Genomic DNA, 26,876 nt, shown 5'->3' with positions numbered 1-26,876 from the left:
ACGCGTACGCCACGCTGCGCAGCCTACGCGCAGCTACGGCAGGGCAAGAATCATCTTCTGGAAGTTGTCATCAACGCGACACCCACGGGGCCGGCCGACGGTCCGTCGGCCGGCCCACCCGGTGGGGTCAGGCCCAGAGCTGCCCCTCCAGGGCGCCCTCGGCGTCGGCGAGGGTGCCGCCGTACGCCCCGGTGGAGAGGTACTTCCAACCGCCGTCGCAGACCACGAAGGCGACGTCGGCCCGTCGACCGTCCCGCACCGCCTCGTGCGCCACGGCCAGGGCGGCGTGCAGGATCGCCCCGGTGGAGAAGCCGGCGAAGATTCCCTCCACCTCCACCAACTGCCGGGTACGCAGCACCGCGTCCCTGGTGCCGACGGAGAAGCGGCGGTTGAGCACCGTCGCGTCGTACAACTCGGGGACATAACCCTCGTCGATGTTGCGCAGGCCGTAGACCAGCTCGCCGTAGCGCGGCTCGGCCGCCACCACCTGGATGCCCTCGACCTTTTCCCGCAGGAACCGCCCGGTGCCCATCAGGGTGCCGGTGGTGCCCAGGCCCGCCACGAAGTGCGTGATGGTGGGCAGGTCGTGCAGCAGCTCAGGCCCGGTGGTCTCGTAGTGCGCCCGCGCGTTGGCCTCGTTGCCGTACTGGTAGAGCATCACCCAGTCCGGATGATCGGCCGAGATCTGCTTCGCGGTGGCGACCGCCTGGTTCGAGCCACCCGCCGCCGACGAGAAGATGATCTCCGCACCGTACATCCGGAGCAGCTGGATCCGCTCGGTGGAGACGTTCTCCGGCATCACGCAGACCAGCCGGTAGCCGCGCAGCTTGGCCACCATGGCCAGCGAGATACCGGTGTTGCCGCTGGTCGGCTCCAGGATGGTGTCCCCGGGGCGGAGGCGGCCGGCCTGCTCCGCCGCGCGGACCATGAACAGGGCCGCGCGGTCCTTGATGCTGCCGGTCGGGTTCCGGTCCTCCAGCTTCGCCCAGAGCCGCACCGGCGGCACCCCGTCGGGCACCGTCGGCGAGAGCCGGGGCAACCCCACCAGGGGGGTGCCGCCGCAGGCGTCGAGCAGGCTGTCGTACCGCGCCATGACGCCCGCCCTCAGCGGGGGGCGACGGCCGCGCGCCGAGCCGCCACCGACGCGGTGGTCGCTCGGTGCTGGCTGAGCGCCGCGGTGGCGGCACGGTGCTGGCTGATCGCCGCAGCGGCGGCGAAGCCGAACGCCCCACCGGCGACTGCCGGCAGCACGGTCACGCTGTCGCCGTCGCTGAGCTTGGCGTCCAGCGCGCCCAGGAACCGGACGTCCTCGTCGTTGACGTAGACGTTGACGAAACGGTGCAGCGCACCGGCGTCGGTGACCAGCCGGGCCTTCAGGCCGGCGTGCCGGGAGTCCAGGTCGGTGAGCAGGTCGCTCAGGGTGTCCCCGGCGCCCTCGACGACCTTCGCGCCGCCGGTGTAGCTGCGCAGGATGGTGGGGATGCGAACCTCGATGGCCATGACGTACTCCTTGATCGGGTGTGCCTCGGTGCCGGACGGGAAGGGTGCGCGGAGCTGAAGGTCAGCTACCGGAACACTCGTAGTCGACCGTCGCCGGGCTCTGCCCGAACATGTAGGACTGGACCGCGTGCGGGTCCACCCCGGCGTCCACGATCCGCACCGGCTCCTCGGTCACCACACCGTCGACGATCCGGAAGGACCGGATCTCCTCGGTGTCCGGCTCGCGGGTGGAGACCAGCACGTAGTGCGCGCCCGGCTCACCGGCGAAGGCGACGTCCGTCCGGGACGGGTACGCCTCGGTGGCCGTGTGCGAGTGGTAGATGACGACCGGTTCCTCGTCGCGGTCGTCCATCTCCCGCCACACCCGCAACTGCTCCATCGAGTCGAACTCGTAGAACGTCATCGAGCGGGCCGCGTTGTCCATCGGGATGTGCCGGGTCGGGGTGTCGCCGCCGACGGGTCCGGCGACCACCCCACACGCCTCGTCCGGGTGGTCCCGGCGCGCGTGGGCGACGATCGCCTCGACGATCGACCGGTCGATGCTCAGCACGTCGACCAGCCTAGCGCCCGTCTGCCGGAACCGGCGAGGCGGTGACCGTCACAGTTCAGTCGATCAAGGCGTTGAGCAGGGATTCCTGGAGATAACCCAGATAGGCGTAGACCGACAGTTGGAACACCCGGGACGAGGTCGGGTCCTCAGCGACCGCGTCGTCGAGCTCCTCGCCCAGGTCGGTGCCGTCCTTGATCTCCAACCGGACGCCCATCGCGAGCCGGGCGTCGTTGAGCGCCCGCAACCACGCCTCGGCCGCCTCGGCGTCCAGCCGCACCTCGCCCCCGGCGGAGTCGGGCAGCGCGGCCAGCACCGCGCCGGCCTGGTCGATCTTGGCGGTCTTCAGGTCGCCCTCGGTGTAACGGCGGAACTCCGCCGTACCGGCCGGATCGTCCGGGTAGGCGTCGGGGAAGAGTCGGCCGACGACCGGGTCGGTGTGGTCGAAGCCGTCGGTGAGCAGACCGACCACCTCACTGGCGACCTTGCGCAGCACCCGGACCTCGTCCACGGCGAAGGTCGCCACGTAACGGCCGCCCTGGCGACGGAACATGCTCACCGTTTCGCCTCCGTTCGCGACTGCGGGGCTCGCAGGCCCGGCTCACTCCTCGCGCTCACCGGACCGCCTCGGTTCGCGACTGCGGGGCTCGCAACACCGGCTCACTCCTCGCGCTCACGACCGGTCCACCGTTGCCCAGAGGCCGTACGCGTGCAACTGCGACGCGTCGTGCTCCATCCGCTCCCGGGCGCCGCTGGACACCACGGCCCGACCCTTGTGGTGCACGTCCAGCATCAACTTCTCGGCCTTCTCCCGGCTGTAACCGAACAGCTTCTGGAAGACCCAGGTCACGTACGTCATGAGGTTGACCGGATCGTCCCAGACGATCGTCACCCACTGCCGGTCCGCGACCGGCACCTCATCGGTGTCCGGCGTCTCGACCGGTGCAACCTGTGGAGCCGCCATGCCCCCCATCGTGCCACCGGAAGTGGCGATCCGATGAACCGGAACGCCGGGGCGGCGTGGATCACCCTCCCGAGCTGCGGAAACCGGGCAGGGTACGGACACGGCGGGAATACCCACGGGGACCCTCGGCGGCTCAGGCGAGCAGGATGCCGTGGTCGAGGGCGTCGGAGAGGACCCCGTCGAGCGAGAGCCGCAGCGCCTCGAACCGCCGGGTCACCTCACGGGACACCTCCAACTCGACCTCCCGCAGCGCCCGTTGCGCCCAGGACCGGGCGGCGTTCGAATCGTCGTTGCCGGGGCTGCGCCAGTGCTGCCAGCACCCGCCGGAGAGGGCGATCCCGATCGGCGGCAGCACCTCGGCACGCAACGCGCCGGGATGACCGGGCAACGCGTCCAACGCGCCTGCCCCGGGCAGCAACGCCACCCCGGCGGTTCTGGTGACCAGGAGCACCCGGTCCAGCTCCCGACCGGACGGATGGTCGGCCAGCCCCCACCGGACGGCGGCGCCGATCCGGTGGCGCACCCCCTCGGGCAGCGGTGCGCCGAAGACCTGGGCGGCGGCACCCTCGATGATCTCCCGGGCGGCCCGGTCCTGCTGGTCGGTGGCGAGCAGAGAGAGCGCCTCCAGCTCCCGGTCGAGCAGTTGCGGCAGGCCCGCGCAGCCCACCCCGAAGACGATCTCCTGGACGGCGCGCAGGTGGATGGCGGCCAGTTCGAGGGCGAGGTGCTGACCGACAGCACGGGCGCAGGCCCGGGTCTGCCGCTCCAACCGGTCGGCCCAGTCGTCGCCGGGCGGGTCGGCGACCACCGGCACCCGCCCGTGCGTGCCGGGTGGCTCGGGCGACCGGGAACTCGCCCGGCGCAGCCCCTCGGCGGCGGCCCAGCCGACCAGCGCCCGGCGCAGCGCCGGGTGCTCGCCCCGGTGCACCGGAAACCAGTCGGCCCCGGCCAGCGCCGGCACCGTGGCCAGCAGCGTGGCCCGGTGCGCCGCGACGGTCACCGCCACCGGGTCGACCGGTGGGCCGACGGCGGGCCCGACCGGGGGCGGCGGGACGGACACCCCCGTGCCGTCCGTCGCCACCGCCTCCGATGCCTCCCAGCCGCCCGCTCCGGGGGTGACCACGAAGAGGACCCGCACCGACGCGCGGGCCACCTCGGCGAGCAGGTGCAGCTCGGCGGCGGTGAGGGTCTGGTCGGCGCCGATCACGAAGAGCAGCGCGCCGGACCGGACCACCGCGTCCAGCAGGACCCGCCCGCCGGCCACGCCCAGGGTGTCGGTGTCCGGCGTGTCGAGCACGGCGAAGTGCCGCAGCAGCGGCTCCGGCAGGCTCAACTCCACCCGGCGCGGTGCCCGGGCCAGCGCCGGACCGGCCGCCGCCTGGTCTGCGCCGTAGGAATGGGGCTGGCGGTAGCCGGGCACGTACGCCGCCCGGGTGGCGACCCGGGCGTGCCGGACCAGCAGGCAACTGCCCGCCGGTACGACGAGCATCCCGGCGGGAATGGCGAGCAGCGCGGCGAGCACCTCGCGGCGGGCCGCTCCGGCGGGGCCGGCGGCGACCACGGTGAGTGGTTCGTCGGGGTGGACTTCGGCGACCCGGAGGTGGTGCGGGAACGGGCCCCGACGGGGCGGCCCGGCGGTACCGGGATCGTCGGACGGGTCGTCGGTCATGTCGACCCCGGGGAGTGGTCCGAGCTTCATGCGGCCTCCGCTTGACGCGGGCGACGGTCTGCACCCGCGTAGGACGTCAGATCGGTGACGTTTGGCTGACGGAAGGTTACGGGGCGCACCCGGTTCCGCCGGAACATCTCGGATACTCAGCGGCAACTGCGACATTACTCAACTTCGCAGCGTGACCAGGCCCCTCCGGACCGATTTACATCGATATGCTGCTCGGATGAGTCGGTGGAGTTTCGTCGGCCGAACGGATGAACTCACCCGTCTGTTGGCAGCGGTGCACGAGGGCCAGGGACACGGGCTCTTCCTCAGCGGCAGCGCGGGCATCGGCAAGAGCCGGTTGCTGCGCGAGGGAGTGGCCGCACTGCCCACCGACCGGTACGCGCTGTCGTTCGTCGCGGCCAGCACCGCCACCGCGGCACTGCCCTTCGGCGGGCTCGCCCCGGTGCTGCCGGCCGAGCAACCGCCGGGCCTCTCCCCCGCCGGGGTGCTCCGCTGGGGGGTCGAGGTGCTCCAGGAGCAGGCGGCCGGGCGGCGCATCGTGCTCGCCATCGACGACGCCCACCTGCTCGATCCGCCCTCGGCGGCGCTGGTCCACCTGCTCGCCCGTGCCGAGAACACCACGGTGCTGGGGACGCTGCGCAGCGGCGAGCAGATCCCGCTGCCCATCCGCGCACTGTGGACCGACGATCTGGTCGCGCACGCCGAACTGGCCCCGCTCGGCCCGCGCGAGACCACCGGTCTGCTCGCCGCCATCCTGGCCGGGCCGGTCGACGCCGGTTCCGCCGAACGGTTGTTCCGGCTCTCCGCCGGCAATCCGCTGCTGTTGCGGGAGCTGGTGCTGGCCGCTGCCACCGGCGGCGAACTGGTCCGCACCTACGGGGTGTGGCGGTGGACCGGGCGGCTGGAGCTGGCCCCCAGCCTCACCGACCTCATCGACACCCGGATCGGGCAGTTGGAGCCCGGCGTCCGGGCGGTGGTGGAGCTGGTCGCCTTCGGCGAACCGCTCGGCCTGCGGCTGCTCGACCAGGCCGCCGACCAGGCCGACGTGGAGGTCGCCGAGGAACGCGGCCTGATCACCGTCGTGCCGGACGACCGGCGGGTCGACGTCCGACTCGCCCACCCGCTCTACGGCGAGGTGATCCGCCGACGCTGCCCGGTCAGCCGGACCCGCCGCCTCAAGGCCCAGCTCGCCGAACGGTTGGAACTGGTCGGCACCCGCCGCCGGGGCGACCTGCTGCGGGTCGCGGTGTGGCGGCTGGACTCCGGCACCGCCCAGGACCCGGCCCTGCTGCTGCACGCGGCCGTCCAGGCGTTCACCCGGTACGACGTGCCGCTGGCCACCCGACTGGCCCGCGCGGCCCTCGACGCCGACGGCGGTTACGACGCCGCCGAACTTCTCGCCACCATCCTGATGTTCGGCGACCGGCCGGCGGAGGCGATCGGGGTGCTCGACGCGGTGGCCGGTGACATCGCCTGTGAGCAGCGCCGCAGCCGGTGGCTGACCGTACGCGGGATGGTCAGCTACTGGGGGCTGAGCGACGAGTCCACGGTGGACACGATCGCGGCGGCCGGGCAGTCCCTGAGCGATCCCGGGCACCAGGCCCGGGTCCGCGCCTTCGAGGCGATCATGCGGTTGCACGGCCTGGACGTCGACGCCGCGCTGCGACTCGGCCGGTCGGTGCTGGACCGGCCGGCAGCCAGCGTCGCGGCCCGGGAACTCGCCCGGTCCACGATCGCCCATGCCGACGCGGTGCGCGGCCGGTTCCGGGCCAGCGCCACGGCGATCGACCGGGTGCAGGCGGAGGCGGCAAACTGGCGGGTCGACATGCCGTACCTGCAACTGGCCATGGAGCTGGCCCGGGGCACCTGGCCGGCATCGACGCCATCGCGGCCGACGAATTCGCCGACCAGGCCGGCGCCGGGGACTTCCGGCTCGGCACCGGCTACCTGTCCATCCTCCAGGCGTACGCGGCGCGGCTGCGCGGTCGTGGCGACGACGCGCTCAAGGCCAGCCTCGACGCCTGCGCCGTGCTCGCCACCAGCCGGGTCTTCGCGGGCCTGGCCCACGCCGAGCGGGCCCAGGCGGCGGTGTTGCGCGGTGACGTGGCGACCGCGGTGGCGGCGATGGCGGAGGCCGACCGGACCCAGGCCCCCGGGATGGCGGTGCTCCAACCCTGGCTGGAGCAGGCCCGGGGCGCGGTGCTGGTGGCCGGGGGCGACCTGCCCGGGGCGACGAGGCACCTCTGCGAGTCGGCCGACCGGCTGCGCGCCGACGGCTTCGCCGGGCACGAGGTGCTGGTCCTGCACGACCTGGTCCGGCTCGGCCAGGCCGCCGCCCCGGTCGGGCCGACCTGCACCGACGGCAACCGGCGTACGGTGGCGCAGCGGCTGGCGGAACTCTCCGAGACCGTCGACGGGGTGCTGACGCCGCTGCTCGCCCGGCATGCGCGAGCAGCGGCCGAGCGGGACGGGGCGGCCCTGCTGGAGGTGGCCGACGAATTCGCGAAACTCGACCTGACGGTCTGGGCGGTGGACGCCACGGCGATGGCGCTGCGTGGGTGGCGGCGGGACCGGTCGACGTCCGCCGCCGCCGCGCACGAACGGCTCGCCGCCCTGCTCACCCGCTGCGACCAGATCCGCACCCCGGCGCTGGACGGGCTACGCCCCACACTGAGCGACCGGGAGTTGGAGATCGCCGGTCTCGCCGCCGCCGGGGTGACCAGCCGGGCCATCGCGGGTCAACTGTTCCTGTCGCCCCGGACGGTGGAGAACCATCTCCAGCGGGTCTACAGCAAGCTCGGCATCACCGGTCGCGGTGAGCTGGGCGCGGCGTTGCGGTCGATCCCGGGCCACGACGGCGGCCGGACCCGGTGAACTCTAGGCTGGGCTGGTGAGCCACCTTCGCCCCGCCCTGCTGACCGACCACTACGAGCTGACCATGGTCAGTGCCGCCCTGCGGGACGGCACCGCCGACCGCCGGTGCACCTTCGAGGTGTTCAGCCGGCGGCTGCCCACCGGACGCCGGTACGGGGTGGTCGCGGGGACCGGCCGGCTGATCGACGTGATCAAGGATTTCCGGTTCACCCCGGAGGAGGTCGAGTTCCTGCTCCGGACCGGGGTGGTGGACGAACCGGCCGCCCGGTGGCTGGCCGACTACCGCTTCACCGGCGATATCGACGGGTACGCCGAGGGCGAACTGTTCTTCCCGGGCTCGCCGATCCTCACCGTCTCCGGGGGGTTCGCCGAGTGTGTGGTGCTGGAGACGCTGGTGCTGTCGGTGCTCAACCACGACTGCGCGGTGGCTGCGGCAGCCGCCCGGATGGTCACCGCAGCCCGGGGCCGGGCGCTGATCGAAATGGGTTCCCGGCGGGCCCACGAGGAGGCGGCGGTGGCCGCCGCACGGGCGGCGTACCTGGCCGGATTCCGGTTCACCTCCAACCTGGCGGCCGGCCAGCGCTACGGCATCCCCACCGCCGGCACCGCCGCCCACGCGTTCACCCTGCTGCACGACGACGAGCAGACGGCGTTCGCCTCGCAGGTCGCCACGTTGGGCCGGGACACCACGCTGCTGGTCGACACGTACGACATCAGCCAGGGCATCCGGACCGCCATCGAGGTGGCCGGGCCGCAACTGCGGGCGGTCCGGATCGACTCCGGCGACCTCGCGGTCATCGCCCAGCAGTCCCGGGAGCTGCTCGACTCGCTCGGCGCCACCGAGACCAAGATCATCGTGTCGGGTGACCTCGACGAGTACGCCATCGCCGCGCTCGCCGCCGAACCGGTCGACATGTACGGCGCGGGCACGGCCGTGGTCACCGGCTCCGGCGCACCCACCGCCAGCCTGGTCTACAAGCTGGTCGAGGTGGACGGGCGGCCGGTGGTCAAGCGGTCCGAGAACAAGGGCACCATCGGCGGCCGGAAGGTCGCGGTGCGCCGGCACAAGCCCACCGGCACCGCGACCGAGGAGGTCGTCGTCTCGCAGGGGGTGCCGGACCGGCAGGCCAACGACCGGCTGCTCCAGCACTCGTTCGTGGTCGACGGTGAACCGGTCGTCCTGCCGAGCATCGCCGAGTCCCGCGAGCACCTGCGCCAGTGCCTGATCTCCATCCCGTGGGAGGGGTTGAAGCTCTCCGCGGGCGATCCGGCGATCCCGGTCACCGTCGTACCGGCAGGTTGAGTCGTCCTGGCAGGCTGGGGCGTACCAGCCGGCTGAATCGTGCTGGCGAGCGGGGAGGAAGGGGACACCGATGGCCAACGCGCTGATCATCGTGGACGTGCAGAACGATTTCTGCGAGGGCGGGTCACTCGCCGTCGCCGGGGGTGCGGGGGTCGCCGCCGGCATCTCCGGACTGTTGGCGGACGCGCCGCAGCGGTGGGACCACGTGGTCGCCACGAAGGACTACCACGTCGACCCGGGGGCGCACTTCGGTGATCCGCCGGACTACGTCGAGTCGTGGCCCCGGCACTGCGTGGTCGGCACCTCGGGCAGCGAGTTCCACCCCGGCCTGGCGACCGACCGGGTCGAGGCGATCTTCCACAAGGGCGAGCACGCCGCCGCGTACTCCGGGTTCGAGGGGCACGCCGACGACGGTGAGTGCCTGGCCGACTGGCTGCGCCGGCACGACGTGGACCGGGTCGATGTGGTCGGCATCGCCACCGACCACTGCGTGCGGGCCACCGCCCTGGACGCCGCGCGGGAGGGCTTCGCCACCACCGTGCTGCTCGACCTGACGGCGGCGGTCGCGCCGGCGACGCTGGACGTGGCGCTGCGGGCGATGGACGGTGCCGGGGTCACCATGCACGGTGCGCCGGTGATCAACGCCGCATGAGCCGGTAATCACTTGCCGATGTCGTACCCCCGGTCGAGGATGACCGCCGGAGGTACGGAGCATCATGACGTTGACGCCTTACCGGCAGGCCCTGGCCCAGCCCGGTCTGCGGGCCCTGCTGCTGGTGGCGGTGCTGGCCCGCATCCCGCTCACCGCGACGGGGGTGACGCTCACCTTCTTCGTGGTGCTGGAGCTGGGCCGGGGTTACGGTGCCGCCGGCCTGGTCGGTGCCGCGTCGGTCGCCGGCGCGGCCATCGGTTCACCCCTGCTCGGCCGGTTGGTGGACCGGCGCGGCCTGCGTCCGGTGGTCGCGGTGACCACCGCCGTCGAGGCGGTCTTCTGGGCGAGCGCCCCGACGTTGAGCCTGCCGCTGCTGCTGCCCGCCGCGTTCGTGGCCGGGTTGTTCGCGCTGCCGGTCTTCTCGGTCATCCGGCAGTCGATCGCCGCGCTGGTGCCGGCGTCCCGCCGACGCCCCGCATACGCGCTGGACTCGATGTCGATGGAGCTGTCCTTCATGATCGGGCCGGCGCTGGCCGTGGCGCTGGCCACCGCCGTCTCCCCCCGGGTCACCCTCTGGGCGGTCGGCGCGGGCATCGTCGGCGCCGGCATCGCCCTCTGGCTGCTCAACCCGCCGACCCGCGGTGCCGAGGAGCCGGCCGGCCCGCAGCCCCGGGTGCCCAGGCGGCAGTGGTTGACCAGCCGCCTGCTCGCCGTGTTCGCGGTGAGCGCCGCCGCCACGCTGGTGCTCGGCGGCACCGACGTGGCGGTGGTGGCCGTGCTGCGGGCGGGTGGCGAGGTCGGCTGGACCGGTGCGGTGCTCACCGCTTGGGCGGTCGCGTCGCTGATCGGCGGCTTCGCGTACGGCGCGGTCCGCCGGTCCTTCTCTCCGTTGGCCCTGGCCGCCCTGCTCAGCCTCTGCACCATCCCGGTCGGGTTGGGCGGCGGTCACTGGTGGCTGCTCTGCCTGGCCCTGCTCCCCGCCGGTGCGCTCTGCGCCCCCACCATCGCCGCCACCGCCGACGCGGTCAGCCGGCTCGCTCCCGCCGGTGTACGCGGTGAGGCGATGGGTCTACACGGCTCCGCCACCACGGTCGGCATCGCGCTCGGCGCTCCCCTGGCCGGCGCGGTGATCGACGCCTCGGTGCCGCTCTGGGGCTTCGCGGTCACCGGGGCGGTGGGGTTGCTGGTGACCCTCGTGGTCCTCCCGCTGGAACTGCGGCACCGCCGCTCGCCCGCCACCCCGGCACCGACCGCGCCCACCCCGGCACCCGCACCGACCGTGTGAGGCCACCACCGCCGACTGGCGGCCCTGGTCGCCCACGCCCTGGTCGCCCACGCCCTCGTCCCGGCCGACGCGCCGAGGCACCGACCGCGTGAGCCACCACCGCCCACCGCGGCCGGGTCGCGTCAGGGCGGCGGTGGGCCGTGGTCGGCGTGCGCTGCCACGACAAGGAGATTGCCGCGATCATCGGGGCCAACCCCCATGGGTGCGCTCGGCATCGAGATTCTCCACCCGGGAGACACCGCCGTTCCCGATGGTGCGCGGGTCGTCACGAACCGCCCCGCCGTCGCGAAACCGACCACCTCGCCGGCCAACTCCACGTCGGCACCTTGCGCCGTGACCCCACACGTCTGCTGATGAGCCTTATGCCTCAGCGTCATAGTTATGCTCCTGGGGCATAGAGCCCCATCGAGAATGTGTCACCCGACGGGTTCCATACCCAGCGGGAGGCCCGGCGAGGCGAGGGACGGCCGTTGCACCGCTCGTCGCCCCACTTCGCGACGATCTCGCTCAGCTCCTCAGCTCCTCAGCTCCTCAGCGAGGCTCGCGACGTCGCTGCGGGCGGCGTTGCGGTCCCCGCTGGGTGCCGGCCCGGGACAGGGCGGTGCGCACCAGCACAACGGGCAGGAAGCCCCGCACCAGCACAGCGGGCAGGAGGCCCGCACCAGCGCAACGGCCGGGAAGCCCTGCACCAGCGGAACCCGGGCGCTGCGCAAACGCGGATTCCGGCAGGCACAGAACAGCGACCGGACCTGCCCCGTGGCACCCGGAAACGGCGAAGGGCACCGTGCCCCGGGTGGGGTGCGGTGCCCTTCGGCGGTCTGGGTCGGGCGTCAGCGCTGGTCGAGGTTCCCGGACGTGTCCTCCTGGTAGCTGGCGCCACCGTTGACCGCGCTGGTCAGCGGCTTGGCACCACCCTCCGGCGGGCCGGCGAGGCTCTGGCCGGCGGCCAGCTCGGGGAACTTCGCGTCGAATGCCGGGCGCTCCGAACGGATCCGGGGCATCCGGTCGAAGTTGCGCAGCGGCGGCGGGCAACTGGTCGCCCACTCCAGCGAGTTGCCGTGGCCCCACGGATCGTCCACCTCGACGACCGGCCCGGTCTTGTACGACTTCCAGCAGTTCCAGATGAACGGCAGGGTCGAGATACCGGTGATGAACGCCCCGATCGTGGAGATCATGTTGAGCGTGGTGAAGCCGTCGCTGGGCAGGTAGTCGGCGTACCGGCGGGGCATACCCTCCGCGCCGAGCCAGTGCTGCACCAGGAACGTGGTGTGGAAGCCGATCATGGTGAGCCAGAAGTGGATCTTTCCCAGCCGCTCGTCGAGCATCCGGCCGAACATCTTCGGGAACCAGAAGTAGATGCCGGCGAAGACGGCGAACACGATGGTGCCGAAGAGCACGTAGTGGAAGTGCGCCACCACGAAGTAGGAATCGTGCACGTGGAAGTCCAGCGGCGGGCTGGCCAGGATCACCCCGGTGAGACCACCGAAGAGGAAGGTGACCAGGAAGCCGAGCGCGAAGAGCATCGGCGTCTCGAAGGTGATCTGGCCGCGCCACATCGTGCCGATCCAGTTGAAGAACTTCATCCCGGTCGGCACGGCGATCAGATAGCTCAGGAAGCTGAAGAACGGCAGCAGCACCTGGCCGCTGGCGAACATGTGGTGCGCCCAGACGCTCATCGACAGCGCGGCGATCGCGATCGTCGCGGCCACCAGGCCCTTGTAACCGAAGATCGGCTTACGCGAGAAGACCGGGATGACCTCGGTGATGATGCCGAAGAACGGCAGCGCGATGATGTAGACCTCGGGGTGGCCGAAGAACCAGAAGAGGTGCTGCCACAGCATCGGACCGCCGGTGGCCGGGTCGTACACGTGGGCGCCGAGCAGGCGGTCGGCGGCGAGCGCGAAGAGCGCGGCGGCCAGCAGCGGGAAGACCAGGATCGCCAGCAGGCTGGTGACCAGCATGTTCCACGTGAAGATCGGCATCCGGAACATGGTCATGCCGGGCGCGCGCAGGGTCAGGATCGTGGTGATCAGGTTGACCGCGCCGAGGATGGTGCCCAGACCGGAGATGGCCAGGCCGACCACCCACATGTTCGCGCCGACACCAGGCGAGTGCTCCATGGTGCTCAGCGGGGTGTAGGCGGTCCAGCCGAAGTCCGCGGCGCCGCCCGGGGTGAGGAAGCCGGCGGTGGCCATGGTGCCGCCGAACAGGTACAGCCAGTAGGCGAAGGCGTTCAGCCGGGGGAACGAGACGTCGGGGGCGCCGATCTGCAGCGGCACGACGTAGTTGGCGAACGCGAACACGATCGGCGTCGCGAAGAACAGCAGCATGATCGTGCCGTGCATGGTGAACAGCTGGTTGTACTGCTCCGGCGACAGGAACTGCAGGCCCGGTCGCGCCAGCTCGGCTCGCATGACCAGGGCCATCAGGCCGCCGACCATGAAGAACACGAACGCGGTGACCATGTACATGATCCCGATCTGCTTCGCGTCCGTGGTGCGCAGCAGCCGCGCGATGGCCGACCCCTTGACCGGCTCTCGGACCGGCCATGGCCGGGTCACGACCGGCTTGGGTGCGACGGTGGTCACGAATGGCCTCCGGTTCTCGGTTGTCCCGCTCGGCACGCGCTGTCAGCTGCGAGCCGTCATCCGAAAGGATGTTAGTCCCCGGTAGGTCGCAGCACCGCTCGGGGTGCTCTGGCACCATGTCCGGCCGACCGTCGCGCCTACAGCGGGCCGACCAGGAGCCGGTAGTGCTCACCGAAGATCCGCCCGCCCCGCCCACGCAGCAACGGGTCGCGCAGCGCCGGCGGCACGTCGCGGGTGCGGTTGCGGTCCCGGGTCCGGTCGCGCACCCATCGGGTACGCGGGCGGCGGCGGCTCTCGTACGCCACCAGGGCCGCCTCGACGCTGCCGGCGGCCCGCAGCGACTCGGCGAGCACCACCGCGTCCTCCAGTGCCATCGCTATCCCCTGGGACAGGGTCGGCGCGGTGGCGTGCGCGGCGTCGCCGACCAGCAGCACCCGCCCCCGGTGCCAGCGGCCCAGCTCGACCTCGTCGGTGAGCCCGACCTGGACGTCGTGCCAGGCGGCCAGCACCGCGGGGACCGGCCCGCCGTAGTCGCCGAAGAGTTCGTGCAGCCGGGCGACCGGGTCGGCCGGCGCGACGGTGCCGGCCTCGTCGGCGTAGCAGTACAGCCGGCCGGCACCGAGCGGCACCACCAGGAACCCGGCCCGGCGGCCGAGCAGCGCCGTCCAGTCGGCGACGTCCGGGCCGTCGCGCACCACGCCCCGGTAGACCACCTGACCCGCGGGCCGGGGCGGGCCGCCGAGCGCGGCCAGGGCGCGCACCGCCGAGCGGGGGCCGTCCGCGCCGATCACCAGGTCGTACTCGCCGCCGGTGCCGTCGGTGAAGGTGACCGCGACCCCGTCGGGCAGCAGCTCGACGGCGCTCACCTCGGCGCCGTGCCGGACCGCGCCCCCGGCCCCGCTGAGCAGCACCTGGTAGAGGTCGCGGCGGGGCAGCGCCCGGCACTCGCCCACCTCGGCCCAGAGCGCGTCGAGGTCCACCTCGCAGAGCGGGTCGCCCGCGGCGTCGAGGAAGCGCTGGCGGTGGATCACCTGCCCGAGGGGGCGGACCGGGCCGTCGAGGTCCAGTCGACGCAGCGCGCGGGCGGCGTTGCCGGGCAGGTAGAGGCCGGTGTCGGTGAGTTCGTTGGGCGGGAGTCTCTCGGTGACGTCCGGCCGGAAGCCGGCCAACCGCAGGGCCCGGGCGACGGCCAGACCGGCGATGCCCGCGCCGACGACGAGGATGCGCAGGGGGGAGCCACGCATGGTGGTGTACGCCTCCGGAGGGGATCGGTACGCGGTGAAGGCAAGACACTACTCCGCGCGATCGGCGCACACCAGAGTCGGTGAGCCCCACCGAACCACTCCGGATTGGACAGAAAGTTGTTCCGCCAGCTGAACGCCGTTCGATCGAAGAATACCCATGGGCTGAATGTCGCTCGTCTCACTAGAGTGACGGCGTGACGACGGACGAGTCATACCGCTCGGTCAAGTCGGCGGGTCGGGCACTGGACGTGCTGGAGGCGCTGGCCGCCCCCGCCGGCCCCCGCTCGCCGGTGGAGCTGAGCCGGGCGCTGGGCATCCCGAAGAGCAGCCTGCACGCCATCCTGCGGACCCTGCTGGACCGCGAGTGGGTGGCCGCCGACCCGACCGGCACCCGGTTCTCAGTGGGGTTGCGGGCGCTGGAGGTCGGCGCGGCGTTCCTCGCCGGCGCGGACGCCGCCGCCCTCTACGACGTGACCCTGGACCGGCTGGCCGAGTGCTCCGGCGAGACGGTGCAGCTCTACCGCCTCGACCGCGGTTCGGTGGTGCTCCTGGCCCGGCGGGACTCGGCGCACATCGTCCGGCCGGTCTGCGCGGTGGGGCGGCGGCTGCCCGCGCACGCCACCGCGGCCGGCAAGGCACTGCTCGCCGCCCGGACCGACGAGGAGGTCGACCGGCTGCTCCAGTGGCCGCTGCCGGCGGTCACCGGTCGGACGGTCACCACTCCGGAGGCGCTGCGCGCGGAGCTGGCCGCCGTCCGGCGGCGCGGCTGGGCCGAGGAGTGGGAGGAGTGCAGCCCGGGGCTGGCGGCGGTGGCGGTGGCCGTGCCACTACAGGAGGCGGCGGTGGACGCGATCGCGGTGGCCGCACCGGTGGACCGGCTGGGACCGGAGGCACGGACCCGGCTGGCGGCGGTGTTGCGGGAGGCGGCGGCCCAGGCGCGGACCGCCCGCGCCCTGCTCGCGCCCCATCGGTAGGACGAGGTTCCCGTACAGGGACGTGAATAGTTGTCAACTTAACCGGTTCAGTTGCGCCATAGTTTCAAGTATGTAAATGTGTTCAGGACCATGGGAGCGCTCCCGGTCACATCCGAGACAAGGTCCGGCGCCCCCGCGCCGCAGCCAAGGAGCATCATGAAGCGTCCATTGCGGGCCCTCGCCGCCGCCGGCCTCCTGGCCGTCGGTTCGATCGTCGCCGTCGCCTTCGGCGGCACCGCCTCCGCCGACACCCAGATCTGCGAGCAGTACGGCTCGACCGTCATCGGCGGCCGGTACGTGGTCCAGAACAACCGTTGGGGCACCACCGCCCAGCAGTGCATCAACGTCACCGGCAGCGGCTTCAACATCACCAGCCAGCAGGGCTCCGCGCCGACCAACGGCGCACCCGTGTCGTACCCGTCGATCTTCGTCGGCTGCCACTACACCAACTGCTCGCCGGGGACCAACCTCCCGGCCCAGGTCAAGTCGATCAGCAGCGCCCCGGGCAGCATCTCCTTCAACTACGTGGGCGGCGCGATCTACGACGCCGCCTACGACATCTGGCTCGACCCGTCGCCCAAGCGGGACGGGGTCAACGCGATGGAGATCATGATCTGGTTCAACCGGCAGGGCAGCATCCAGCCGATCGGCTCGCCGGTGGGCAACGCGAACATCGCGGGCCGCAGCTGGCAGGTGTGGCGCGGCAACAACGGCGGCAACAACGTCATCTCGTACGTCGCGCCGTCGGCGATCCAGGGCATGAGCTTCAACGTGCTGGACTTCATCGCCGACACCCGCAACCGTGGGGCGATCACCAACGACTGGTACCTGACCAGCATCCAGGCCGGCTTCGAGCCGTGGCAGGGCGGCGCCGGGCTGGCCGTCACCAACTTCTCCCAGACCGTCAACACCGGTGGCAACCCGCCGCCCACCACCGCCCCGCCGACCACGCCCCCGGGCAACGGCGGCGGCTGCGCGGTGAAGTACACGTCGAACTCGTGGAACAACGGCTTCACCGCCGACGTGACCGTCACCAACCGGGGTTCCAGCGCCATCAACGGTTGGACCCTGACCTACAACCTGCCCAGCGGGCAGCAGGTCACCAGCTCCTGGAACGCCAGCGTGACGCAGAGCGGGTCCACGGTGACCGCCCGCAACACCAGCCACAACGGCACCCTCTCCCCCGGTGGCAGCGCGACCTTCGGCTACCAGGGCTCGCTCAACGGGACGTACTCGGCGCCGACCAGCTTCTCGCTCAACGGCGTCGCCTGCGCCCGCGCCTGACCCCACACCACCCACCACCACGCGGGGGGCGTGACCGACAGGTCACGCCCCCCGCGCCCCTGCGGCCCACGCCGCCAGGTCGGAACCGCGGGCGTCGCACGGGTCGGCCCGACGCCCGCGGGTGACCAGGCCGGCCTCCCTGGCGACCGCTCAGCCGCCCAGCGCGTCGATGTCGCGCATCTCCTCGGCGGTCAGGGAGAAGTCCCAGATGGCGGCGTTGGCCCGGATGCGTTCCGGGGTGACCGACTTCGGGATCACCACGGTCTCGTGGTCGATGTGCCACCGCAGCACCACCTGCGCCGGGGAGACGTCGTGCGCGGCGGCGATCCGGGTCAACACCGGATCGGCCAGGTCGCTGGCCTTGAACGGGCTGTAGCCCTCCAGCACGATCCCCCGGTCCCGGTGCTCGGCGTGCCGCTGCCGGTCGTACAGCGACGGGCTCCACCGGATCTGGTTGACCGCCGGGTTCTCCTCGGTGGCCTGGATCAGCTCGTCGAGCTGGGCGGTGGCGTAGTTGCTCACCCCCACCGCCCGGGTCAGGTTCTCGTCCCGGGCGGCCAGCAGCTCGCGCCAGACCGGGATGCTGTCCGCCGGCGACGACGGCGGCCAGTGGATCAGCCAGAGGTCGACGTGGTCGGTGCCCAGCGCCCGCAGGCTCGCCTCGATCGTCTCGCGTTCCCGGCCGACCCGGTCCGGCGGCAGCTTGGTGGTGATGAAGACGTCCTCCCGGCGCAGTCCGCTCTCCCTGACCGCCCGACCCACCTCCTCCTCGTTGCCGTACATGGTGGCGGTGTCGATGTGCCGGTAGCCGGCGTCCAACGCGGACAGCACGGCGTCGTAGCCGGCCTCGCCGGTGGCCTGCCAGGTGCCGAAACCGAGCAGCGGCATCCGTACGTCGCCGGGGAGCAGGACGGTGGGTTGGTCGAGGTCCATGCCCAACGTTCTACCCGACATCGCACCGGACATGCCGGGCACCCGGCGAACCGGGACGGATTGCCGGAGAATGCCGGTGTGCCGCGCATCGACCCGGGCCGACGGCGAGGAGCATCGTGTACCTGACCCACCTGGAGTGTCCCCGCTGCGGCCGGGAGGACGACCCCGGCCGGCTCACCAACCTCTGCACGTGCGGCTCACCGCTGCTGGCCCGCTACGACCTGGCCGCGGTGGCCGCCACGGTGACCCCGGAGCGGTTCGGGTTACGCCCGGCCGACCTGTGGCGCTACCGGGAGCTGCTGCCGGTGGCCGACGAGCGGCACGTCACCACGCTGGGCGAGGGGTGGACGCCGCTGTTGCGCGCCCCCGCGTACGGCCACGAGATCGGCATCGACGACCTGATCGTCAAGGACGAGGGGCTCACCCCGACCGGGTCGTTCAAGGCCCGCGGAGCGGCCGTCGGGGTGAGCCGGGCCCGGGAGCTGGGCGTACAGCGGTTGGCCATGCCCACCAACGGCAACGCCGGAGCGGCCTGGGCGACGTACGCGGCACGGGCCGGGATGGCGGCGACCATCGTGATGCCGCTGGACGCCCCGGCCATCTGCCGCCGGGAGTGCGTGGCCGCCGGGGCCGACCTGCGCCTGGTGGACGGGTTGATCGGCGACGCCGGACGCTGGGTGGCCGAGCTGGTGGCCGACGCGGACGGGGCGATCTTCGACGCCGGCACACTGCGCGAGCCGTACCGGTTGGAGGGCAAGAAGACGATGGGGTACGAGATCGTCGAGCAGCTCGGCTGGCAGGTGCCCGACGTGATCATCTACCCGACCGGTGGCGGGGTCGGCCTGATCGGCATCCACAAGGCCCTGCACGAGCTGCGCGAGCTGGGCTGGGTGGGCGACAAGCTGCCCCGGTTGGTGGCCGTGCAGTCCACCGGCTGCGCGCCGATCGTCCGGGCGTTCGCCGCCGGTGAGGACCGGGCCCGGCCCTGGGTCGAGGCGCACACGGTGGCGTTCGGGATCACCGTGCCGGCCCCGCTGGGCGACGAGCTGATCCTGACCGCGCTGCGGGAGAGCAGCGGCACGGCGGTCGCCGTCGACGATGCGGAGATCCTCGCCGACCTGCGGGACTTCGCCGCCCGGGAGGGGCTGCTGCTCTGCCCGGAGGGGGCGGCCTGCCTGACCGCCGCCCGGCACCTGCGGGCCGGTGGCTGGATCCGGGCCGACGAGCGGGTGGTGGTGCTGAACACGGGCTCGGGGCTGAAGTACCCGGAGACGGTGGACGTCTCCGGCGTACCCGTGCGCTGACCTCGGGCCGAGGCCGGCCGGCGTCCCCTGTCCCGCCGGTCCCCTCGGTGGCGGAGGGGACCGGCCCGCGCAGGAACCCGGCCCGCGCGGCGCCCCAGGAATGTGCGGGAACCCGGCACGCGCAGGGCCCCGGCGCGCATCGGCGCGGGTCGGGGCCCTGCGACGGTCCTCGGCGGGGCCGGGTCAGGAGGTCGGCGGCTCGTCCTCACCGGCGGCCTCCGCCGCGTCGGCCTCCTCCTTGGTCCGGTGCACCACCTGGTCGGCGTGCTCCGGCGGGCCGTACACGGTGTAGAGGACCAGCGGGTTGGGCCCGGTGTTGACGAAGTTGTGCTTCGTCCCGGCCGGCACCACCACCAGGTCACCCTGGGCGACCTCCCGGGTCTCCCCGCCGACCCGGGCCTCGCCGGTGCCGCTGACGAAGGTCAGGATCTGGTCGATCCCGTCGTGGACCTCCTCGCCGATCTCACCGCCCGGCGGGATGGTCATGATCACCAACTGGGTCTTCTCGCCGGTCCAGAGCACCCGGCGGAAGTCCGGGCTCTTCTGGGCGACCGTCGCGATCGTGAAATGCTCCATGTCCCGCCCATACCCGCAACGGCAACGAATCACGCCGGGCTGTGCAGATGATGGAATTCCCCACCCTGGGAAGGTTTGCCGGTCGCCGAATCGGGCAACGAGCACTTCGACCGGCGCAGCGATCGCACCGGTCGAACCAGGTCCCCGCTGGCGTACCGCCGGATGGCTGCGGTGGTGGGAGACGGTCGGAGCGCGGCGACGGACGGCCGATGGGCCGTACGGCGCCGTGCGCCCGTATCTGCCTGCCGAGCTGTGGAAACTCCGTACGCCGGCCGTCGTGCGCCCGGCCGCCGGCCCGGCTGCCGGCCGGGGCTAGCCTGCTGGGGTGGCCCGACTGCTGCTCGTCGAGGACGACCTGACCATCCGCACCCCGCTGGTCCGGGCGCTGCGCGACCGGGGGCACGCGGTGGCCGCCGCGTCGACCGCGATGGAGGGGCTACGGCACACCCTCGACGACCGACCCGACCTCGTCGTGCTCGACCTCGGCCTGCCCGACCTGGACGGCGGCGAGCTGCTGCGGATGTTGCGCGCGGTCAGCGCCGTACCGGTGATCGTGGCCACCGCCCGCGACGACGAGCGGGAGATCGTCCGGCTGCTCGACGCCGGGGCGGACGACTACGTGGTCAAGCCGTTCACCGCCGTCCAGCTCGACGCCCGGGTGCGGGCCGTGCTGCGCCGGGGCGGCCCCGACCGGCCCGACGAGGAAGCCGCGCTGGTGGTCGGCGGGCTGCGCATCGACCCGCGCGCCCGTCAGGTCACCCTGGACGACGTGCCGGTGGAGCTGACCCCGCGCGAGTTCGACCTGCTGCACCACCTCGCTGGCCGGCCCGGCGCGGTGGTGACCAAACGGGAGCTGCTCACCGAGGTCTGGCGGATTCCCTACGGCGGGGCGGACAAGACCGTCGACGTGCACCTGTCCTGGCTGCGCCGCAAGCTCGGGGAGAGCGCCCAGCAGCCGCGTTACCTGCACACCGTCCGAGGGGTCGGGGTACGGCTCGCCCCGCCCGGGACGGACGGGTGAGACGGCCGGCTCTGCCGGTCGCCCCTTCGGCACGTCCCCCGGGCGGGGCGACGACCGCACCGGTGCACCGGGGTCGGGCACCGGCTCGGCCGTGGGTCAGCGGGCGGCGCAGGTCAGCACCGTCGGGGGTTGGTTGTCGCCGGTGACGACGAGCCCCCAGGTGGTGGTCGCGCCGGGGCTCAGGTTCCCGTTGTAGTTGGCGTTGGTCGCGGTGACCTGCCGGCCGGACTGGCTGACCGTGGCGCTCCAGGACGAGGCGATCTGCTGGGTGCCCGCGAAGGTGAGCGCGGTGCTCCAGCCGGTGCTGGCGGCACCGCCGATGTTGCGGACCGTCACCTCGGCCTGGAAACCACCCGACCAGGAGCCGGTCACCCGGTAGCCGGCCGAGCAACCGGTCACCGGCGCCGGCGTCCCGGTGGGGGTCGCGGTCGGGGTGGCCGTCGGCGTCGCGGTGGGAGTGGGGGTCGCGGTCGGGGTGGGGGTCGCGGTCGGGGTGGCGGTGGGAGTGGGGGTCGGGGTGGGCCCGTCCGAGGTGGTGTAGTCGGCCGGGGTGTACGCCGCCGCGCACGTTCCGCCGCAGGAGGCGGGCAGCGCGAAGCGGTAGACCCGACCGTTGTTGACCAGCGTGCCGGCCGCGTCGCGGACCCGGATCTGGAAGTCGGTGCCGCCGGAGGCGGTCGCCCCGATCACGTACGACTGTCCCATGTCGCTGTTCATGGTGGCGGCCGTCCACACCCCACCGGCCAGGTACTCCACCCCGTGGATGCCGTTGGCCAGGTGCGAGACGGCGATCGCCGGCCAGTACCGCTGGGCGCCCTTCATGAAGCCGATCCGGATGTCACCGGAGTAGTTCGGCGCGGGCACGAACGACCAGGAGACGTGCCGGTTGTTCCAGTGGGTGGGGTTCATGTCCCCCACCGGCGTCCCGTTCCGGACGAACCGGTTGAGCGAGGCGGTGGAGAGGTCCAGGTGGTAGGGATCGTCGCGGCACCAGGCGTTGCCGTCGCCGCAACTGTCCGCCACCACCATGGTCAACGTCGCCCCGTTGTAGGCGTCCGTGGTCCACGAGCCGTTGCGGCAGAACGGCTGCCCGGGTGCGCCGTCGTTGACGCCGGTGCAGTAGTCGCCGACGGTGACCCGGACGAAGCGACCACAGTTCAGGCCGTTGTTCCACAGGCCGATCTTCGCCGCCTGGCTGGCCGGAATCGGCCGGATCGGGTACGACGAGTAGTCACCGGGCAGGTCGTAGGCGTTGAGCGCGACGAAGTCCGGCGAGTCCAGCTCCGACTGGGGCAGGCCGCAGCCGCCGTACGGGGCGCCGAGGCCGTCGAAGTGGGTGGCGTTGCCGGTGACCGGGGTGGTCGGCTCGGGCACCGCGAGCGCCCGGGCGGGCAGCGGGACGGCCAGCAGCAGCGCGGCGGCGGTCAACGCCGCGAGCAGGCCGGCACGGTGACGCGACGATGTCATGGGGGTACGCCTTCCGGGCAGGATGGAGCGGGGACATGGTGTTCGGATGCCCTTCCACGCCCGGCGTGCCGCCCACCCATGCCATCACCGGCACCGACCACTGTCAATGCCCGATGTGGAGGGCCCGGGTACGACGCCGATCCGTCACCACGATTACCGGGCAACCCCTGTGACGGGGGCGGTCGGCCCGGTAGATTGAGGTATGGTGCCCGCCCCCGGGGGTCGGGTGGCGGAACCCGTCTACCGACCCATCCTCACCAGCAGACGGGGTGAGCTGGAGGCGCTGGGTCATCTGGACAGCGCCTCGGCTCCCCTGGTCGCCCCGCTCCTCGACGTGTCCACGACCGACACCGGCCTGCCCGAGCTGCTGCGCCGGCTGCCCGCCGGGTTGGTGCCGGCCGTCGATGTCTGCGCGCTGCCCGAAGGGCCGGGTGGCGAGCTGGCCCGGTGGGACGTACCGGTGCTCCCGGTGGTCGGGTTGGCGTGCGGCGACCGGCGGTTGGCGGCGCACGGCGCGGCCTGTCGCGCGTACGCCCGGGGTGCGGTGGTGCGGTTGCGGGTCGGCCGGGACCGGGCCGGCCCGGATGCCGCCACGACGGCGGTGGAGCGGGTGTGGCGGCGGACCGGGCTGGTCCCGGAGCAGTGCGACCTGCTGGTCGACGCCGGTGACGTGTGCTGCCTCGCCGACCTTCGGGCCGCCGAGCCCCGGGTGCGGTGGATGGTGGACTGGGCCTGCCGGCACGCCTGGCGCACGGTGACCGTGGCTGCCGGCGGGATGCCGCCGTCGCTGTCCCGGCTGCGCACCGACGAACCGGTCCGGGTGGACCGCTGGGACCTGCTGTTCTGGCGTCGGCTGGCCGACCTGGGCGTGGGGTACGGCGACTACGGGGTGGTCGCCGCCCCGCCGGGCGACGTGGAGCCGGGCGACCGGCTGCCCACGGTGCGGTACACCACCGAGGACGGGTGGTGGATCTACCGCTGGTCGCGGCGGGGTGGCCGGGGCGACGAGCGGTTCGCCGACCTGTGCCGCACTCTGGTCACCGCCGCACACTGGCCGCCCGCCGGGGCGAGCTTCTCCTGGGGTGACCACGAGTTGCTGCGGCGGGCCCGCCGGGCGACCGGGGCCGGCTCACCGGCCAACTGGACGGCGTGGAGCACCTCGCACCATCTGGCGCACGTGCTGACGGAGTTGACCGGTCCGGTCGACGGGCGTCGTCGGGCCCCGCCGACGAGCGCCGAGGACCGGGACGGGTTCACCAGGCCGCATCGCGGCGGAGAGCACTGGCGGGCCCGCTGATCGGGTCACTCCTGCTCGGTGAAGCCGAACTGGACCACGCCCTCGTCGTCGACGGAGGCGTCCACGGAGGTGTCGTTGAGCAGTTCGGCGGCATCGGGGTCGAGGAAGATGCGGGCCCCCTCGGTGTCGACGACCTGATCGCCCTGCGCCGGCACGGGCACCAGTTCGATGGTCAGCGCGCCGGCCTCGGTGTCGGCGGCGATCCGCAGCCCGCCGTCCTGGGCGACGTCCTGCTGGGCCGTGAGGTCACGGATCACGAGCACGGCGTTGTCGGTCATGGTGAGCATGGCGGGACTCCTCGGCATCTTCGGGATGTTCGGGATCGGACGTCGCGCGACGACAGTTGCGCGCTCCCTGCGGCGGGCCGGTGCCCGCCGGGTGATTCGGGGCGCCTTCGCGCGGCCCTCCCACCCACCGTGCCCGCTGCCCGGGGGTTCGTCAAATAGAGCGGGGTCTGTCGAAGGCCCCCGCCGAACATCCCCGTTTCCGCTCCTCAGCGCCCTGATCCTTCCTACCCTGAGCGCATGGACGCTGCCAGAAGGTACGCCGCCGAACTGCTCGGCACCCTGCTGCTGGTCTTCGTCGGAGTGGGCACCGCAGTCTTCGCCCAGATGCAGGGCGGAGTGGTGGTCGTGGCGCTGGCCTTCGGGTTCGTCCTGGTGGGGCTGGTGTACGCGATCGGCCCGCTCTCCGGCGCGCACCTCAATCCCGCGGTGACGATGGGGGTGCTGCTCTCCGGCAAGATCTCCGTGGTCGGCGCGGTCGCGTACTGGATCGCGCAGTTCGTGGGGGCCACGGTGGCCAGCTTCGTCATCTGGGGGCTGGTGCGCTGGGGAGGAGTGGCGGACCAGACCGGGGCGTTGGGCACCAACGGCTACGGGGTGCACATCAACCGGGGAGGCACGGCGGTGCTGGAGGTCGTCCTGACGTTCCTGTTCGTGCTGGTGGTGCTGGTGGTGACGAGTCGGGTCGAGCACGCCGGCTTCGCCGGCCTGGCGATCGGCCTGACCTTGGTGGCGGTGCTGCTGGTGGGGATCACCCTGGACGGCACCTCGATCAATCCGGCCCGGTCGTTCGGCCCGGCCGTGTTCGAAGGCGGTGCGGCGCTGCGGCAACTGTGGGTGTTCATCGTCTTCCCGCTGCTCGGCGGGGCGCTGGCCGCACTGGCCGCCCCGCTGCTGGTGGAGCCGAGCCGGCACTTCCGCGCCGAGCCCGACGCGCCCGATCCGGCTGCGCCGGACCCGACCTGACCGCCACCGGCGGACCACCGGCCCGGGACCATCACCCTGGGAAGAAAATCTACGGTGTCGCGGCTTGCTTGACGGAAATCTTCGTGACAGCGTCAGCGCATGCATCGTCGTCTCTTTCCCCGGACGCTGGCGCTGGTGGCACTGGTCGCCACCGTGGCCGCCGCCGGTGCGCTTCCGGCCACCGCCGAGTCACCCGGCCCGGCGGCCACCCGGCTGCACGCCACCATCGACGCCGTCCTCGCCGACCCCCGGCTCGCCGGGGCGCAGGCCGGGGTGGTCGTGGTGGACACGGCCACCGGCCGGACCCTCTACGACCGCAACGGCGACCGCCAACTGGTGCCCGCCTCCAACACCAAGCTGCTGACGTCGACGGCAGCCCTGGCGCTGCTCGGCCCCGGGCACCGGTTCAGCACCGACGTGCTCACCGACGGCCGGCGTCGGGCCGGGCTCGTCGCCGGCAACCTCTACCTGCGGGGCGGCGGCGACCCGACGATGCTGGCCGCCGACTACGACGCGCTGGCCGCCCGGGTCGCCGCCGACGGGGTACGGATGGTGACCGGGCACCTGGTCGCCGACGACACCCGCTACGACGCCGCCCGGCTCGGTGCGGAGTGGGCCTGGGACGACGAGTCCTACTACTACGCCGCGCAGGTCTCCGCGCTGACCGTGGCGCCGGACACCGACTACGACGCGGGCACCGTCATCGTGCGGGCCGCCCCGGCGGGCGCGGCCGGGGCGAAGCCGGTGGTGACCCTGAGCCCGCCCAACGGTTACCTGCGGATCGACAACCGGGCCGAGACGGTCGCCGACGGCGAGACGACGCTGTCGTTCGAGCGGACGCACGGCGGCAACACCATCGTGGTCACCGGCCGGATCGCGGTCGGCGCGGCGGCGACCAGCGACTGGATGACCGTCTGGGAACCCACCGGCTACGCCGCCGCCGTCTTCCGGGACGCGCTGCGCCGGCACGGGGTCCGGGTGCTCGGTCGGACCGTGCCCGGCCGGGCCACCCCGGCGGACGCCACGCCGGTGGCCCGGCACGACTCGATGGCCCTGGCCGAGTTGCTGGTGCCCTTTCTCAAGTTGTCCAACAACGGGCACGCCGAGGTGCTGACCAAGGAGATCGGCCGGGTCATCTCCGGTTCCGGCAGTTGGCCGGCGGGGTTGACCGCGATCAGCGAGTACGTCGCCGACACCGGAATGGACACCGGCACCCTGCGCCAACTCGACGGCTCCGGGTTGTCCCGGCGCAACCTGATCCCGGCCGACGAGTTCGTCGCCCTGCTCTCCGCCGTCCGCCGGGAACCCTGGTTCGACACCTGGTACGCGGCGCTGCCGATCGCCGGAAACGCCGAGCGCCTCGTCGGTGGCACCCTGCGCAGCCGGATGCGCGGCACGGCGGCGGCGGACAACGTGCACGCCAAGTCCGGCAGCCTGGCGGGGGTGTCCGCCCTGTCCGGCTACGCCACCGACGGCGACGGGCGGGTGCTGGCCTTCTCGGTGGTGTTCAACAACTACCTCACCTCGTCGGTCAAGGCGTTGGAGGACCAGATCGCCATCGCGCTGGCCTCCTACCGGGAGGCGGACGGCAGGTCGACGCGCGCGACGCCGCCGGTGGCCCCGGAGTCACCACGGGTGCCCGAGGGCCGGGAGTGTTCCTGGGTCAAGCCGATCGTCTGCTGAGCGCGCCCGATGGGTCAGCGCCGCTGCAACACCACCACCGGGATCTCCCGGTCGGTCTTGCTCTGGTACTCGTTGTAGGCCGGCCAGATGGCGGTCATCGTCGGCCACATCCGGGCCCGCTCCGCCGGCTCGGCGGTACGCGCCCGGACGGTGAACGCCTCCGCACCGACCTGCACCTGCGCCTCGGGTTCGTCGCGCAGGTTGAGATACCAGGAGGGGTGCTGGGGCGCACCGCCCTGGGAGGCGACGACCAGGTAGTCGTCGCCGTCCCGGCCGTAGATGAGCGCGGTGCGGCGCAACTTGCCACTGCGCCGGCCCCGGGTGGTCAGCAGCAGCGTGAAGACGCCCGGCTGCCACTCGTGCCCCTCGACGCCGCCGGTCGCGACGTACCGCCGGATGTGATCGGCGACCCAGCCCTCGGGGCTGTCCAGCACCTGCTCGTCGGTCGACAT

Annotated in this window: 25 protein-coding genes; 12 read left to right on the top strand and 13 right to left on the bottom strand. The window is 72.7% G+C overall.

Going from position 1 to position 26,876, the window contains the following annotated elements; translation table 11 throughout:
• Window positions 1-127 precede the first annotated feature (127 nt).
• The 6 genes from ACQP1S_RS05875 to ACQP1S_RS05850 form a co-directional block, all read right to left on the bottom strand.
• Window positions 128-1,093 (bottom strand): PLP-dependent cysteine synthase family protein, encoded by a 966-nt coding sequence (locus tag ACQP1S_RS05875; protein ID WP_432903855.1) that lies wholly within the window; start codon window positions 1,091-1,093, stop codon window positions 128-130.
• 11 nt (window positions 1,094-1,104) lie between these two features.
• Window positions 1,105-1,500 carry a MoaD/ThiS family protein gene (locus ACQP1S_RS05870; protein ID WP_432903852.1) on the bottom strand — a complete coding sequence of 132 codons (396 nt, stop codon included), beginning with the start codon at window positions 1,498-1,500 and terminating at the stop codon, window positions 1,105-1,107.
• A 61-nt stretch (window positions 1,501-1,561) separates the two neighbouring features.
• Window positions 1,562-2,050, bottom strand: coding sequence for a Mov34/MPN/PAD-1 family protein (locus ACQP1S_RS05865; RefSeq protein ID WP_091251597.1), 489 nt, complete (start codon window positions 2,048-2,050; stop codon window positions 1,562-1,564).
• Between the two features lie 55 nt (window positions 2,051-2,105).
• Window positions 2,106-2,600 (bottom strand): DUF2017 domain-containing protein, encoded by a 495-nt coding sequence (locus ACQP1S_RS05860; RefSeq protein ID WP_176739142.1) that lies wholly within the window; start codon window positions 2,598-2,600, stop codon window positions 2,106-2,108.
• 120 nt (window positions 2,601-2,720) lie between these two features.
• The gene (clpS, locus tag ACQP1S_RS05855) at window positions 2,721-3,011 is read right to left on the bottom strand and encodes an ATP-dependent Clp protease adapter ClpS (protein WP_091251593.1); all 291 of its coding nucleotides are present in this window, start codon (window positions 3,009-3,011) and stop codon (window positions 2,721-2,723) included.
• A gap of 133 nt (window positions 3,012-3,144) precedes the next feature.
• Window positions 3,145-4,710, bottom strand: coding sequence for a hypothetical protein (locus tag ACQP1S_RS05850; protein WP_432903847.1), 1,566 nt, complete (start codon window positions 4,708-4,710; stop codon window positions 3,145-3,147).
• Between the two features lie 196 nt (window positions 4,711-4,906).
• Here ACQP1S_RS05850 and ACQP1S_RS05845 point away from each other — a divergent pair, with 196 nt between their 5' ends.
• The 5 genes from ACQP1S_RS05845 to ACQP1S_RS05825 all read left to right on the top strand — a co-directional run bounded on the left by ACQP1S_RS05845 (window position 4,907) and on the right by ACQP1S_RS05825 (window position 10,803).
• Complete coding sequence (locus ACQP1S_RS05845; protein WP_432903845.1) at window positions 4,907-7,114, top strand: AAA family ATPase; 2,208 nt, start codon at window positions 4,907-4,909, stop codon at window positions 7,112-7,114.
• Complete coding sequence (locus ACQP1S_RS05840) at window positions 7,066-7,563, top strand: response regulator transcription factor (protein WP_432903842.1); 498 nt, start codon at window positions 7,066-7,068, stop codon at window positions 7,561-7,563. Before ACQP1S_RS05845 ends, ACQP1S_RS05840 begins: the two co-directional genes overlap by 49 nt.
• Window positions 7,564-7,579: 16 nt before the next feature.
• Window positions 7,580-8,866, top strand: coding sequence for a nicotinate phosphoribosyltransferase (locus ACQP1S_RS05835; protein ID WP_432903839.1), 1,287 nt, complete (start codon window positions 7,580-7,582; stop codon window positions 8,864-8,866).
• A gap of 70 nt (window positions 8,867-8,936) precedes the next feature.
• On the top strand, window positions 8,937-9,518 hold the full coding sequence (locus ACQP1S_RS05830; RefSeq protein ID WP_432903836.1) for an isochorismatase family protein: 582 nt from the start codon (window positions 8,937-8,939) through the stop codon (window positions 9,516-9,518).
• 64 nt (window positions 9,519-9,582) lie between these two features.
• The gene (locus ACQP1S_RS05825) at window positions 9,583-10,803 is read left to right on the top strand and encodes an MFS transporter (RefSeq protein ID WP_432903833.1); all 1,221 of its coding nucleotides are present in this window, start codon (window positions 9,583-9,585) and stop codon (window positions 10,801-10,803) included.
• Between the two features lie 830 nt (window positions 10,804-11,633).
• Here the strand turns inward: ACQP1S_RS05825 and ctaD are convergent.
• Window positions 11,634-13,391: an aa3-type cytochrome oxidase subunit I gene (gene ctaD / locus ACQP1S_RS05820; RefSeq protein WP_432903830.1), complete on the bottom strand. Its 1,758-nt coding sequence runs from the start codon at window positions 13,389-13,391 to the stop codon at window positions 11,634-11,636.
• Between the two features lie 137 nt (window positions 13,392-13,528).
• The gene (locus ACQP1S_RS05815; protein ID WP_432903827.1) at window positions 13,529-14,635 is read right to left on the bottom strand and encodes an FAD-dependent monooxygenase; all 1,107 of its coding nucleotides are present in this window, start codon (window positions 14,633-14,635) and stop codon (window positions 13,529-13,531) included.
• 194 nt (window positions 14,636-14,829) lie between these two features.
• Between ACQP1S_RS05815 and ACQP1S_RS05810 the strand changes: the two genes are divergently transcribed.
• Both ACQP1S_RS05810 and ACQP1S_RS05805 read left to right on the top strand, forming a co-directional pair.
• Window positions 14,830-15,609 carry an IclR family transcriptional regulator gene (locus ACQP1S_RS05810; RefSeq protein WP_091251573.1) on the top strand — a complete coding sequence of 260 codons (780 nt, stop codon included), beginning with the start codon at window positions 14,830-14,832 and terminating at the stop codon, window positions 15,607-15,609.
• 156 nt (window positions 15,610-15,765) lie between these two features.
• The gene (locus tag ACQP1S_RS05805; RefSeq protein ID WP_432903824.1) at window positions 15,766-16,893 is read left to right on the top strand and encodes a GH12 family glycosyl hydrolase domain-containing protein; all 1,128 of its coding nucleotides are present in this window, start codon (window positions 15,766-15,768) and stop codon (window positions 16,891-16,893) included.
• Between the two features lie 150 nt (window positions 16,894-17,043).
• On the opposite strand, the gene ACQP1S_RS05800 is transcribed toward ACQP1S_RS05805, so the two are convergent.
• A complete protein-coding gene (locus ACQP1S_RS05800) occupies window positions 17,044-17,826 on the bottom strand; it encodes an aldo/keto reductase (RefSeq protein ID WP_091251569.1) in 783 nt (260 codons plus the stop codon).
• Between the two features lie 116 nt (window positions 17,827-17,942).
• On the opposite strand from ACQP1S_RS05800, the gene ACQP1S_RS05795 reads away from it, so the two are divergent.
• Window positions 17,943-19,130, top strand: a complete 1,188-nt coding sequence (locus ACQP1S_RS05795; protein WP_432903821.1) for a threonine synthase — start codon at window positions 17,943-17,945, stop codon at window positions 19,128-19,130.
• Between the two features lie 183 nt (window positions 19,131-19,313).
• On the opposite strand, the gene ACQP1S_RS05790 is transcribed toward ACQP1S_RS05795, so the two are convergent.
• The gene (locus ACQP1S_RS05790; RefSeq protein ID WP_091251564.1) at window positions 19,314-19,706 is read right to left on the bottom strand and encodes a cupin domain-containing protein; all 393 of its coding nucleotides are present in this window, start codon (window positions 19,704-19,706) and stop codon (window positions 19,314-19,316) included.
• A 325-nt stretch (window positions 19,707-20,031) separates the two neighbouring features.
• Between ACQP1S_RS05790 and ACQP1S_RS05785 the strand changes: the two genes are divergently transcribed.
• Window positions 20,032-20,727, top strand: a complete 696-nt coding sequence (locus ACQP1S_RS05785; protein ID WP_432903818.1) for a response regulator transcription factor — start codon at window positions 20,032-20,034, stop codon at window positions 20,725-20,727.
• Between the two features lie 96 nt (window positions 20,728-20,823).
• Here the strand turns inward: ACQP1S_RS05785 and ACQP1S_RS05780 are convergent, their stop codons facing one another.
• On the bottom strand, window positions 20,824-22,194 hold the full coding sequence (locus ACQP1S_RS05780; protein WP_432903815.1) for a cellulose binding domain-containing protein: 1,371 nt from the start codon (window positions 22,192-22,194) through the stop codon (window positions 20,824-20,826).
• Window positions 22,195-22,420: 226 nt separating this feature from the next.
• Here ACQP1S_RS05780 and ACQP1S_RS05775 point away from each other — a divergent pair, with 226 nt between their 5' ends.
• The gene (locus ACQP1S_RS05775) at window positions 22,421-23,491 is read left to right on the top strand and encodes a beta family protein (RefSeq protein ID WP_432903813.1); all 1,071 of its coding nucleotides are present in this window, start codon (window positions 22,421-22,423) and stop codon (window positions 23,489-23,491) included.
• A 5-nt stretch (window positions 23,492-23,496) separates the two neighbouring features.
• Here the strand turns inward: ACQP1S_RS05775 and ACQP1S_RS05770 are convergent, their stop codons facing one another.
• Entirely contained in the window at window positions 23,497-23,778 is a 282-nt protein-coding gene (locus tag ACQP1S_RS05770) for a HesB/IscA family protein (RefSeq protein WP_091251560.1), read from the bottom strand.
• Window positions 23,779-24,015: 237 nt separating this feature from the next.
• Here ACQP1S_RS05770 and ACQP1S_RS05765 point away from each other — a divergent pair, with 237 nt between their 5' ends.
• Window positions 24,016-24,741: an MIP/aquaporin family protein gene (locus ACQP1S_RS05765; protein WP_432903810.1), complete on the top strand. Its 726-nt coding sequence runs from the start codon at window positions 24,016-24,018 to the stop codon at window positions 24,739-24,741.
• A gap of 99 nt (window positions 24,742-24,840) precedes the next feature.
• Window positions 24,841-26,424 (top strand): D-alanyl-D-alanine carboxypeptidase/D-alanyl-D-alanine endopeptidase, encoded by a 1,584-nt coding sequence (dacB, locus tag ACQP1S_RS05760; RefSeq protein WP_432903807.1) that lies wholly within the window; start codon window positions 24,841-24,843, stop codon window positions 26,422-26,424.
• 14 nt (window positions 26,425-26,438) lie between these two features.
• Here the strand turns inward: dacB and ACQP1S_RS05755 are convergent, their stop codons facing one another.
• Window positions 26,439-26,876: a nitroreductase family deazaflavin-dependent oxidoreductase gene (locus tag ACQP1S_RS05755; RefSeq protein ID WP_091251699.1), complete on the bottom strand. Its 438-nt coding sequence runs from the start codon at window positions 26,874-26,876 to the stop codon at window positions 26,439-26,441.

It is taken from the genome of Micromonospora matsumotoense, from assembly GCF_050951065.1.
GTDB classification, from domain to species: domain Bacteria; phylum Actinomycetota; class Actinomycetes; order Mycobacteriales; family Micromonosporaceae; genus Micromonospora; species Micromonospora matsumotoensis.
Note: the sequence above shows the minus strand (reverse complement) of the source record. Positions and strands in the feature narration are given on the sequence as shown.